The organism is Rudaea sp., assembly GCF_047601565.1.
Classification (GTDB): Bacteria; Pseudomonadota; Gammaproteobacteria; order Xanthomonadales; family Rhodanobacteraceae; genus Rudaea.
Map to the genome: position 1 here is coordinate 956,571 of NZ_JASGIY010000001.1, position 12,181 is coordinate 968,751.

The 12,181-nt window shown below is 64.8% G+C and carries 11 protein-coding genes; 9 read left to right on the top strand and 2 right to left on the bottom strand.

Annotation, left to right across the window (positions count from 1 at the left end; genetic code table 11):
• Nucleotides 1-34: 34 nt before the first annotated feature.
• The 9 genes from QM741_RS04050 (at nt 35) to QM741_RS04090 (ending at nt 10,748) form a co-directional block, all read left to right on the top strand.
• A complete protein-coding gene (locus QM741_RS04050) occupies nt 35-3,058 on the top strand; it encodes a TonB-dependent receptor domain-containing protein (RefSeq protein ID WP_415206460.1) in 3,024 nt (1,007 codons plus the stop codon).
• A gap of 226 nt (nt 3,059-3,284) precedes the next feature.
• Nucleotides 3,285-3,512: a hypothetical protein gene (locus tag QM741_RS04055; RefSeq protein ID WP_415206461.1), complete on the top strand. Its 228-nt coding sequence runs from the start codon at nt 3,285-3,287 to the stop codon at nt 3,510-3,512.
• Complete coding sequence (locus tag QM741_RS04060) at nt 3,505-3,912, top strand: PIN domain-containing protein (RefSeq protein WP_415206462.1); 408 nt, start codon at nt 3,505-3,507, stop codon at nt 3,910-3,912. Before QM741_RS04055 ends, QM741_RS04060 begins: the two co-directional genes overlap by 8 nt.
• A 93-nt stretch (nt 3,913-4,005) precedes the next feature.
• The gene (locus QM741_RS04065; protein ID WP_415206463.1) at nt 4,006-4,422 is read left to right on the top strand and encodes a putative toxin-antitoxin system toxin component, PIN family; all 417 of its coding nucleotides are present in this window, start codon (nt 4,006-4,008) and stop codon (nt 4,420-4,422) included.
• A gap of 41 nt (nt 4,423-4,463) precedes the next feature.
• Nucleotides 4,464-4,688 carry a hypothetical protein gene (locus tag QM741_RS04070; protein WP_415206464.1) on the top strand — a complete coding sequence of 75 codons (225 nt, stop codon included), beginning with the start codon at nt 4,464-4,466 and terminating at the stop codon, nt 4,686-4,688.
• Nucleotides 4,689-4,873: 185 nt separating this feature from the next.
• The gene (locus QM741_RS04075; protein ID WP_415206465.1) at nt 4,874-8,122 is read left to right on the top strand and encodes an efflux RND transporter permease subunit; all 3,249 of its coding nucleotides are present in this window, start codon (nt 4,874-4,876) and stop codon (nt 8,120-8,122) included.
• Nucleotides 8,123-8,269: 147 nt separating this feature from the next.
• On the top strand, nt 8,270-9,472 hold the full coding sequence (locus QM741_RS04080; protein WP_415206466.1) for an efflux RND transporter periplasmic adaptor subunit: 1,203 nt from the start codon (nt 8,270-8,272) through the stop codon (nt 9,470-9,472).
• Between the two features lie 212 nt (nt 9,473-9,684).
• The gene (gene trhA, locus QM741_RS04085; protein ID WP_415206467.1) at nt 9,685-10,359 is read left to right on the top strand and encodes a PAQR family membrane homeostasis protein TrhA; all 675 of its coding nucleotides are present in this window, start codon (nt 9,685-9,687) and stop codon (nt 10,357-10,359) included.
• A complete protein-coding gene (locus tag QM741_RS04090; RefSeq protein WP_415206468.1) occupies nt 10,356-10,748 on the top strand; it encodes a GFA family protein in 393 nt (130 codons plus the stop codon). The genes trhA and QM741_RS04090 overlap by 4 nt, the downstream gene beginning before the upstream one ends.
• 8 nt (nt 10,749-10,756) lie before the next feature.
• Here the strand turns inward: QM741_RS04090 and QM741_RS04095 are convergent, their stop codons facing one another.
• Together QM741_RS04095 and QM741_RS04100 are read right to left on the bottom strand one after the other, a co-directional pair.
• Nucleotides 10,757-11,245 (bottom strand): DUF456 domain-containing protein, encoded by a 489-nt coding sequence (locus QM741_RS04095; protein WP_415206469.1) that lies wholly within the window; start codon nt 11,243-11,245, stop codon nt 10,757-10,759.
• A gap of 9 nt (nt 11,246-11,254) precedes the next feature.
• Entirely contained in the window at nt 11,255-12,136 is an 882-nt protein-coding gene (locus QM741_RS04100) for a hypothetical protein (RefSeq protein WP_415206470.1), read from the bottom strand.
• Between the last annotated feature and the right edge of the window lie 45 nt (nt 12,137-12,181).

A 12,181-nucleotide genomic window follows, 5' to 3' on the forward strand; every position in this document is an offset into this window, starting at 1 on the left:
CGCATAACACACCGTTACCTTTGGGAGGAGAACGATGAAAAAATCACTGCCCTTCAAGAAAAAACTGCTCGCCTCGCTGATCCGCACCGCTGTCGTCACGACGATGACGATGCCTGCGATGAGTTGGGCGCAATCTTCGGATGCCGGGCTGCGCGGCAAGGCGCCGCCGGAGATGCAGATCACAGCCAAAAACGTCGCCACCGGCTTGCGTCGCACGACGATGAGCAGCAAGGACGGTAGCTATGCGCTGGTCGGATTGCCGCCGGGCACGTATCAGGTCGATGCCGGGCCGGGCACGGAGAAGACCGTGACATTGAGCGTCGCCTCGACCGGTACTCTGGATATTGCTGCGCCAGCCGCGGCAGGCAACGCCACGACGGCCGGCGCGGCAACGCTCGAAGGCATCACCGTGACGGGAACGGCCTTGGCCGAAGTGAAGACCTCGGAAATCGGCGGCACCGTCTCGCTGCACGATATCGCCACGGTTCCGCAGTCGACGCGCAACTTCCTCGAATTCGCCGACGCGGTACCCGGCATGATTTTCACCACCGACTCGTCGGGCCACACCTCGCTGCAGGGCGGCGCGCAGAACACCAGTTCGGTCAACGTCTACATCGACGGCGTCGGCCAGAAGAGCTATGTGAAGCAGGGCGGCGTCAGCGGCCAATTTTCCAGCCAGGGAAACCCCTTCTCGCAGTTGGCGATCGGCGAATACAAGGTCATCACGTCCAACTACAAGGCCGAATACGACCAGGTATCCAGCGCCGCCGTAACCGCAGTGACCAAATCGGGCACGAACGAGTTCCACGGCGAGGTGTTCTACAACTTCACCGATCAGGACTATCGCGCCGAAACGCCATCGGAACAAACCTCCGGCAATGGCAAAGTCCCATCGGTGCAGAAAGAATACGGCTTCGCCGCCGGCGGCCCGATCATCCAGGACCAGCTGCACTATTTCTTCACCTACGAGCGCAAGACGTTCAACAGCCCTGTTACGGTAGTCCCGGGAGTGAGCGGCATCACCGACCTGTTGCCATCGAGCGTCGAGTCGCAGTTGGGCCCCGCCAGCAATCCGTTCACCGAAAATCTGTACTTCGGCAAGATCGACTGGGAATTTTCCGATCGCGACCGCATCGAGTTCAGCGGCCAATATCGCGATGAAAACGCGGTGGACAATGTTGGCGACCAGACGACCGCATCGGCAGGCATCGTCACCAAGAACACCGACAAGCGCTTCGATTTGCGCTGGGAGCACACGGCGGACAGTTGGTTCAACGAACTGCTCTTCACTTATGAAAACGCCTTCAATGTTCCCCAGGCAATCACCTCCGGAGTGGGTGCGGTCTACACCTACGGTCCGACCAATGACGGAACGATCCTCAATGTCGGCGCGCCGGACCCGCGCGCAGCGCAGAACAAGGGTCAGAAGGGTCCGGCGATTGCGGACAACCTGACCTTCAACAATCTCAGCTGGATGGGTGATCACACCGTCAAGATGGGTTTCAAGATCAAGGATGTGAAGCTCGTCTCCCAGGATGCCGGTGATGCGACGGCGCAGTTGTACTACAACGTCTGTCCGCTCACGAGCACCGACCCCACCTGCCCGCCGGGCACAGGCACCACGCCTTATGCGGCCGTCTTTGCAACGCCTTCCGTGGGCTTCAGCCCGCTCGTCACCTCCAAGGACAAGCAGTATGGCGCGTACATCCAGGACGACTGGGCGGTCAACGATCATCTGACGTTGAACCTCGGCGTGCGCTGGGACATGGAGAAAAATCCGTCCTATCTCAACTGGGTGACGCCCGCGAACGTGGTCGATGCCCTGCTCAACGGGCATGACCCGAATGCGCCGGACGGCGTGACCTACGCGCAGCAACTTGCGGCGGGCGGCGTCAACATCAACGACTACATCAGTAACGGTCACAACCGCAGCGCTCAAAAGAACGAATGGCAACCGCGCTTGGGTTTTTCCTACGATCTGAACGGCGATGAGGAACACGTGATCTTCGGCGGTGCCGGGCGCTCCTACGATCGCGACCTCTACGACTATCTGCAACTCGAACAGACCAAGTTCGCGTTGTCGGAACCGAAAATCTACTTCAGCAGCGCTACCCAGCCTTGCAAGGGCACTCCGTGCGTGGCGTGGGATCCGAGCTATACGACTGTCTCCGCGCTGCAGGCTCTGGTTCAGGGCAGCAATGCCGGCCAGGAATACGACGCGCTCAGCAACAACCTCAAGGTGCCGTATTCCGATCAGTTCTCGATCGGCATGCGCAACAAGGTCGGCGACTGGAATACCGACGCCACCATTGCACGGGTCGTCAGCAAGGACGGCTTCGTGTTCACGCTCGGCAACCGCTATCCGAACGGCGCGTTCTGGCAGAACGGCGGCCAGCCCTGGGGTGACGCCATTCCGGGCTTCGGCGCCCTGATTCTCGGCAGCAACGGCATCGAGACGCGCTCCACGCAAGTGCTGCTGTCCGTCGAAAAACCGTACACCAAGGACTCGGGCTGGGGCGTGTCGTTCGCGTACACCTACACGAACGCGACGCAGAATCGCGACATCAACGAGCACTACTCGTTCGATCAAGAGACGATCCAGCAGTACCGGTTCATCACCTCGAATGCGGCGCCCAAGCATCGCCTCGTCGTCACCGGATCCTACGACGGCTTCTGGGACATCACCTTCGGCGGCAAGCTGACGCTGTCGACGCCGTATCCGGACAACGGGTTCCTGTACTACGACTATCCGGAGACGGCGCCGAACGGGGCAAACAATCTGCCCGTGGCCGGCATCCCTTCGGGCGGCAAACGCTTCCTGATCGGCGGTCCGATCTTCGGCTATCGCTCGATCGACCTGCAGGCGACCAAGAGCTTCGACCTGACCCGCGGCATGAGCTTCTATCTGCGCGCCGACCTGATCAATGCGTTGAACTTCAAGAACCTCACCGACGTGGATTCTGCATATCCGACGTTCTATCCGCTTTCCTACAATACGACCGGGAACATCACCGGTTATCCGCGGACGTTCAAGTTCTCGATGGGCTTCAAATGGTAGGGCGTTCCATCCCGAAACCCGCTTGAGTCACGACAGGGTCCGCTCATGCGGGCCTTGTCCTTGGTGGTCGGAAAGCGAAACACGGATCGCAGGCGTCATTGATGTTTCGCGAATGAGTGCCGGTCGAATTTTCCGCCATCCGGCGGGCTTGGAATTCGATCGACACACCCGGATTTGACACGTCATCCGTGTACACATATTCTGCGTGGAACACGCGGAGACTGCCATGAACATCACCCTCGCCATCGATGAAAAACTGGCCGAGCGGGCGCGCGCCGCAGCGAAGCGCATGGGCAAGAGCCTCAATCAGGCGGTGCGCGATCATCTGGAACAATTGGCCGGAGCTTCGCAGCGCGAGGCCGATCACGCCGCCTTCGAGAAGCGCGCGCTGGCCGGCAAGGCGAAGCTGCGCGGCTGGAAGTTCGACCGCGAGGAAGCGAACCGGCGTGCGTAGCTTCGTCGACTCCAACGTCATCGTCTACGCCGAGGCGAGCGACGAGAAGGTCAAGCAGAAGAAAGCGCTGCGCCTGCTGCGCGAATTGAAGCTTTCCGGCGAGGGCGTGGTCTCCACCCAGGTGCTGCAGGAATACTGCAACGTCGGCCTGCGCAAACTGAAGTTGAGCTCCGCGCACCTGCGCCTGCAGCTCGCCTCGCTGCAACAGTTCGACGTGGTGCAGATCGACGGCGAGATGATCCAGGCGGCGCTCGACCTGCACCAGACGCGCAGTATCGCGTTCTACGACGCGCTGATCGTCGTCGCCGCGCAATGCGGTGGCTGCGGAGTGCTTTACAGCGAAGACATGCAGGCTGGCGAAGTGTTGGCGCAAGTCCGGATAGTCAATCCGTTCGCCTGACCAGGCGGGGAAACGGCAGGAATGGCCTGCGCATCAAGTACACCGGCGGCGGCGAGGCATCGCTGATAGTGTGATATCGTAGGCGATGTGAGAATGGTGCTGGACACGAGTGCGGTCGTTGCGGCGATGCGAAGCCCGACGGGGGCATCGGCGGCATTGTTGCGGGCGGCGCGCAAAGGCGATGCGGTACTGCTCGCCAACGTCGCCCTGGCTTTGGAGTACGAAGCGACCTGCCGGCGCGCCGAGCACCGACTGGCTTCCGGGCTGGCCGAATCCGATGTCGTCGTGTTCGTGGATGCGTTGCTGGCGATGGTCGAACCGGTGGAAAGTCATTTCATATGGCGGCCGCAATTGCGCGATCCGTCCGACGAACTGGTGCTCGAAGCCGCGGTCAACGGTCGCGCGCAGGCGATCGTCACGTTCAATCGAAGGGATTTCGGCGAAGCCCCGTTGCGGTTCGGGGTCGAGGTACTCGCGCCTGCAAAGGCATTGCACAGGATTTCCACATGAAAGAGTCGCAAAGCACTTACCCGCTTCGCCTGCCGCGTTCGGTGAAAACCGAGGTGGCCCGGCTGGCCAAAATCGAGGGCGTCAGCGTCAATCAATTCGTCGCAACCGCCGTCGCCGAGAAACTGGCCGTGATGAACACGGCCGCATTCTTTGCCGAACGTCGCGCCCGCGCCGATTTCAAGGCATTCGATCGCCTCATGCGTCGTCGCGGCGGCGAACCGCCGCGCGCAGACGACACGGTTGTCCGCAAGCACGCGCGGCCATGACCGGCCCTTGCATCAGGAGCATCGGCGGCGACACCGCCGGCTGAATGACGGCGGCGCCCGTGAATCGAAAAATCCTGCCAAGCGCAAAGTTTCCCTAAACAAATCTTCATGTACGCGGCGATGAAAATCTGCGGCGAGGCAGCATAATTGCCTCGGCAAGTTTTTCGCTCCGGTATCTATTCGACATGCAAGCCCTGGTTCGCATCGCGCTGTCGCGCCCGTACACGTTCGTCGTGCTGGCGCTGCTCATCCTCATCATCGGCCCGCTCGCGGCGTTGCGCACGCCGACCGACATCTTCCCGAACATCAACATCCCGGTGATCGGCGTGGCCTGGCAGTACACCGGCCTGCCGCCCGACCAGATGGCCGGGCGCATCACCACGCCGTTCGAGCGCGCATTGACGACGATGGTCAACGACATCGAGCACATCGAAGCGAACTCGTACACCGGTTTCGGCATCGTCAAGATCTACTTCCATCCGGGCGTCAACATCGCCACGGCGAACGCGCAGGTCACCGCCGCGTCGCAGACGATGGTGAAGAACATGCCGGCCGGCACGACGCCGCCGCTCGTGCTCAACTACAGCGCCTCGACCGTGCCGATCCTGCAGCTCGCGCTGTCGGGCAAAGGCCTCACCGAAGCCAACCTCGCCGACCTCGCGATGAACTCGCTGCGCACGCGCTTGGTCACTGTGGAGGGCTCGGCGATCCCGTATCCGTTCGGCGGCAAGGCGCGCCAGGTGCAGATCGACCTCGACACGGCGGCGCTGCAGGCGCGCGGACTCACCGGCCAGGACGTGGCCAATGCGCTCGCCGCGCAGAACGTGCTCACGCCGGTCGGCGTGCAGAAGATCGACGCGTTCGAGTACGCGATCAACCTCAACAACGCACCCTCGAACCTCAAGGACATCGCCGCGCTGCCGATCAAGGCGGTCAACGGCGCCATGGTCTACATCCGCGACGTCGCCAACGTGCGCGACGGCAACGCGGTGCAGACCAACATCGTCCACGTCGACGGCGGCCGCTCGGTGCTGATGAACGTGCTCAAGAGCGGCTCGACCTCGACGCTGGCGATCGTCGACGGCGTCAAGGCGATGCTCGAGGCGGTCAAGCCGTCGCTGCCAGACGCGCTCGTGGTCAAGCTCGTCGGCGACCAGTCGATCTTCGTGCGCAGCGCGATCGGCGGCGTGGCCAAGGAAGGCGTGATCGCGGCCGTGCTGACCAGCCTGATGATCCTGCTGTTCCTCGGCTCGTGGCGCTCGACCGTGATCATCGCGATTTCGATTCCGCTGGCCATTCTCGGCGCGATCATCACCCTCTCCGCGCTCGGCGAGACGCTCAACATCATGACGCTCGGCGGCCTCGCGCTCGCGGTCGGCATCCTCGTCGACGACGCCACGGTGACGATCGAGAACATCAACTGGCACCTCGAGCACGGCAAGGACGTGCGCACGGCCATCCTCGACGGCGCCGCACAGATCGTCACGCCCGCCTTCGTCTCGATGCTGTGCATCTGCATCGTGTTCGTGCCGATGTTCTTCCTCGAGGGCATCGCGCGCTTCCTGTTCGTGCCGATGGCCGAAGCGGTGATGGCGGCGATGGCGTGTTCGTTCCTGCTCTCGCGCACGCTGGTACCGACGATGGCCAATCATTTACTGGCGGCCAAGGGCCACCCGCATTCGTCCCTCGCCCACGCAGCGGGAGAGGGGGGGGCCATCGACGGAGTCGATGGTGGGGTGAGGGCAGGCATGCCTGGATCGAACAACCCGCTCGTCAACTTCCAGCGCGGCTTCGAAGCGCGCTTCGAGCGCATGCGCGCGGGCTACCACGACCTGCTCGGCCTTGCGCTCGCGCACCGCAAGGCGTTCGTCGGCGGCTTCCTCGCCGTCGTCGTCGCCTCGTTCCTGCTCGTGCCGTTCCTCGGCCGCAACTTCTTCCCGTTCGTCGACGCGGGCCAGATCCTGATCCACGTGCGCGCGCCGGTCGGCACGCGCGTGGAGGAAACCTCCGCGCGTTTCGCCGAGGTCGAAAAGGCGATCCGCGAGATCGTTCCTGCCGACGAGGTCGGCACGATCGCCGACAACATCGGCGCGCCGTTCCTGTCCGCGATCAACACGGTCTACAACAACACCGGCACGATCGGCGAGCAGGACGGCGACATCCAGGTCGCGCTCGCCGAAGGCCACGCGCCGACCGCCGGCCACATGCGCCGCCTGCGCGAGGAATTGCCGCGGCGCTTCCCGGGCATGACCTTCGCCTTCCTGCCGGCCGACATCGTCAGCCAGATCCTCAACTTCGGCGCGCCCGCGCCGATCGACCTGCAGGTGCGCGGCAACAACCTCGCCGAGAATTTCGCCTACGCGAGCAAGCTGCTCGCGCAGATCAAGCACGTGCCCGGCGTGGCCGACGCGCGCATCCAGCAGACCGGCCGCGCGCCGGCGCTCAAGGTCGACGTCGACCGCACGCGCGCGCAGTACGCCGGCGTGACCACGCGCGACGTGACCTCGAGTCTGGTCGTCAACCTCGCCGGCTCGAGCCAGGTCGCGCCGACGTTCTGGCTCAACCCGGCCAACGGCGTGACCTATCCGATCGTGATGCAGACGCCGCAGTACAACCTCGACTCGCTGGAGAAACTGCGCAATCTCCCGATCAACGCGCCCGGCGGCACGACCGCGGTGCTCGGCGGCGTCGCCGACATCACGCGCACCCAGGTCAACGGCGTATTCAGCGAATACGACATCCGACCGCTCGTGCAGATCTACGCGACGACGCAGGACCGCGACCTCGGCGGCGTCGCCGCCGACATCCAGAAGGTCATCGACGCCAACGCGAAGGAGCTGCCCAAGGGCGCGAACGCCGTCCTGCTCGGCCAGGTGAAGACGATGAACGGCGCGTTCTCGGGCCTGCTGTTCGGCCTCGTCGGCGCGATCGCGCTGATCTATTTCCTCATCGTGATCAACTTCCAGTCGTGGAGCGATCCGTTCGTCATCATCACCGCGCTGCCCGCGGCGCTGGCCGGCATCATCTGGATGCTGTTCGCCACGCACACCACGTTGAGCGTGCCCGCCCTGACCGGCGCGATCATGTGCATGGGCGTGGCGACGGCGAACAGCGTGCTCGTGATCTCGTTCGCGCGCGAAAAGCTCGACGAACTCGGCGACGCCACCGCGGCCGCGCTCGAGGCCGGCTTCGTGCGCCTGCGTCCGGTGCTGATGACGGCCTTGGCGATGGTGATCGGCATGCTGCCGATGGCGCTCGGCCTCGGCGAAGGCGGCGAGCAGAACGCGCCGCTCGGCCGCGCCGTGATCGGCGGCCTCGTCTTCGCCACGGTCGCCACGCTGTTCTTCGTCCCGGTCGTGTTCAGCATCATCCATCGGCGCCACGGCGAAAAACCGGCACCGCAAGTTTCACTACAACCCCAACCCGTCGGATAAATCAAAAGCAAAAAAGAGTTGCCACGAAGACACGAAGATCACGAAGGAAGCACACGAAGAAAAGCCAAAGAAAGAGCCGATATTTGCTTTGCCGTTCTTCGTGTCTTCGTGGCGACTCTCTTGACCTTGATAGCCTTGGAGAATCACATGTCACCGTCTGTCACCACCAACCAACCCGTTTCGCGCCGCGGCCTGCGCCTGACCGGCCTCGCCGCGGCCGTGGTCGCCGCGGTGATCGTGGTCTACGGCATCACCACGCGCGCCGGCGAATCCTCGCGCCTGCGCGACTGGACCGAGGCGCAGGCGCTGCCGACCGTCGCGGTCGACCCGCCTTCGTCGTCCGCGAACACGGCCGGACTCGAACTGCCGGGCCGCCTCGAAGCCTGGCAGCGCGCGCCGATCTATGCGCGCGTGGCGGGTTACGTCAAATCGTGGAAGTACGACATCGGCGCGCAGGTGAAGGCCGGCGACGTGCTCGCCGAACTGGAAACGCCCGACCTCGACCAGCAGCTCGCGCAGGCGCGCGCCGACCTCGCCACCGCGCAGGCCAACGCCAATCTCGCGCGCACCACGGCGCAGCGCTGGCAGACGCTGGGCAAGACCAATCTCGTCGCCAAACAGGACGTCGACGAGAAGACCGGCGACCTCGCCGCCAAGCAGGCCGCCGCGAATTCCGCGCAGGCCAACCTCGCGCGCCTGGTCGCGATGAAGAACTTCGCGCGCATCGCCGCGCCGTTCGACGGCACCGTCACCGCGCGCAACACCGACGTCGGCGCGCTGGTCAACGCCGGCAGCGCGGCGGGCTCGGAACTGTTCGTCGTCTCCGACACGCACAAGCTGCGCGTCAACCTCGCCGTGCCGCAGAACTACGTGCCGAGCGTGCCGGCGGGCACCAAGGCGACGCTGAGCGTGCCCGACCACACCGGCAGGACCTGGACGGCCGACGTCGAAGCCTCCGCGCAGGCGGTCAACGCCGCCTCGGGCACGACCCAGATGCAGCTCGTCGTCGACAACTCCGGCGGCGAACTGCTGCCCGGCGGCTACGCCAGCGTACACCTGAACCTCGCCAACGTTGCGAACGTGCTCAGCGTGCCCGCGAGCGCGCTGATCATCAACGCCAAGGGCGTCGCCGTCGCCACCGTCGGCGCGGACGACAAGATCGTGGTCAAGCCGGTGACGATCGCGCGCGACCTCGGCAAGACGGTCGAGATCGGCTCCGGCCTGGCGGCCGACGACCGTGTCGTCGAGAACCCGCCCGACGGTGTCGTCACCGGCACGCAGGTGCGCATCGCCGGCGCACAGCAGAAAGGCGCGCCGGCGGCGGAAAAGGCGGCGGAGCGAAAAGGCTGAGGAACACGTAATTCTTCCCTTCTCCCACCGGGAGAAGGGTTCCTCCATGAGATTCCGATCCACTCGACGAGGCTTCAGCGCTGATCAGGCCCGACGATGACCGGCAGACGCATTCCCTTTTCCGTCCTCGATCTCGCCCCGATCTGTACGAGCTCGACCGCGGCGCAGACTGGTCGCTTTCTTTCAAACGCGACAGCGGATATGGTCGCCGCATGAACGCAACGATCGCCGCGGCGCACGTCAACCGCGAGGAAATCGCCAATACGCTGACCCACGGCCTCGGTCTCGCGCTCGCCGCGATCGGCGCCGTCGTGCTGCTCGCGGTGGCGCGGGTCAGCGCAACGCCGCACGCGGCGGTCGCCTGCGCCGTCTACGCCGCAACCATGATGTTGCTTTATCTCGCCTCGACGCTCTATCACGGCGCCGGCATCCGCCACGCGAACGACGCCATGCCCGCGCGGCCGCGCCTGCGCGCGTTCGACCACATCGCGATCTTCCTTTTGATCGCCGGCACCTACACGCCCTACGTGCTCGTTACGTTGCGCGGCGTCTGGGGCTGGAGCCTGTTCGCGATCGTCTGGTCGCTCGCCGCGCTCGGCTCGCTGTTCGAGCTGACCCACCTGCGCCGTTATCGCGGCGCGATGGTCGCGCTGTACATCGGCATGGGTTGGGTCGGCCTCGCCGCGATCAAGCCGCTCGTCGCCGCGCTCGCGCCCGCCGGCCTGTGGCTGCTGTTCGGCGGCGGCGCGGCCTACACGCTCGGCGTGGTTTTCTACCGGATGAAATCGCTGCGCTACCACCACGCGATCTGGCATCTATTCGTGCTCGCCGGCAGCGTGTTGCAGTACTTCTCGATCCTGCGTTACGTGATTCCGCCGCGCGCATGAGCGCACTCGTCACCCATTGCGGTGGTTGTCACTGCGGCGCGGTGCGCTTCGAGGTCGACGCACCCGCGCGCATAGCGGCACTCGAATGCAATTGCTCGATCTGCCGCATGACGGGCTTCCTGCACCTGATCGTCCCCGCGGCGCGCTTCCGCCTGCTCGCCGGTGTCGATGCCCTGACCGAGTACACGTTCAACACTGGTGTCGCGAAGCATCGCTTCTGCCGCGTCTGCGGAATCAAGTCGTTCTACATACCACGCTCGAATCCCGACGGCTGCGACGTCAATGTGCATTGCCTCGATCCGGCGACGATCGAAGCGGTCGACGTGCAGCCGTTCGACGATGCGGATCGCGAGGCAGCTACTGCGGCGATCGCGCATCTGTCGCGCTGATCCTATTGCTACAGCACAAACGCGAGTGCGAACACGCCGAGCATGGTGAAGCACAGCGCGATCTTCGCCAGCGTGCCGAACAACAGGCCGAGCCAGGTGCCGATGCCGACGTGCGTGGCGCGACCGAGCGCGCTGCCGACGAGCAACTCGCCCGCGACCGCGCCGAGGAACGGCCCGAGCACGATGCCCGGCAGGCCGAGGAACAAGCCGACGACGGTGCCGAGCATCGCGCCCCAGAGCGCATGCGCGCTGGCGCCGACGCGCTTCGCGCCGAGCAGGCCGGCGAGAAAATCGACCGCGAGCGCGAGCAGCGACAACGCACCGAGCACGATCAGCGTGAACGTGCCGACGTGCGCGAAATGATCGGCCCAGGCCGCGAGCAGCATGCCCGCGAACACCAGCGGCACGCCGGGCAGCGCGGGCAGCACGGTGCCGGCGAGGCCGGCGAGGATCAGCGCCGCGCTGAGGACGAAATACAGGATCTGCCCGGTGGCCATCCGCTGCGCTCAGCGCGAGCTCGGAGAATCGGAGGTCGGCTGCGCATTAGGCGCGGCGCTGTCCTGGTCGAACGCATCGCCGTATTCGGACTTGATCTTGTCGGCGAACAGTTTGACCGGCACTTCGACCTGCTGCGCACCCTCGGTTTCGTCCGCAACCTGGCCGGGCGGAAAGATCAGGGTAATGCCGATCGCCTTGCCGTCGACGCCGTCGACCAGGAACGAGGCGAAGTTCTCCGCTGTGGGCTCGGTGCCCTTGTCGACGAGCGCGTGCATCGCTTTCATGCGTGCGGTGAGTTCGGCCTGCGCCAAGTTCTGGTTGTACAGGCGCGCCTCGTATTCGGCGTAAAGGCGGCGGCGCGCCTCGTCGCTGAACAGTTTCAGCACCGCGTCGGCATCGGTGAACAGGTCGCCCAAAGCGACGATGCGACCGCTGGCCAGATGCAGGTTGAACGCGGCGCGCAGCGGCGTCGGCTTGCCGTCGCCGACGTCGGCCTGCCCTTGCGCCAGCGCGCTGACGAAGGCGACGGTCTGCGTGGCGATGGTGAAGTCGAGATCGAGCTTGCCGGGCCGCTCGGCGCGCTCGGCTTCGAGTTTGAGTTTCTTAATGCGTGCGGCGAGCGCGGCCTGTTGCGTCTCGGTGTAGGCGTGCATCGCCGCGTCGAGCGGCGCCAGTTCGCTGCGCATGGCCGGATAGCGCGCAGCGACTTCGACGCCGTCGGTGCCCGCGGCCTCGACCTTGTCGCTGATGCGCGGGATCGAAGGCGTCGGGAGAGCCGGCGCAGCCGGCGGCGGCGCTTCGCCGCAGGCCGCGCAGATCAGCGCAAGGACGAATGCCGACAACAGTCGCCGGTCGCGCGGCAGGGCGCGAAAATTCGGAATGGACTTCATGGATACGGCACGGACACGGACTCGATGGCTGCCAGTGTAGTCGCT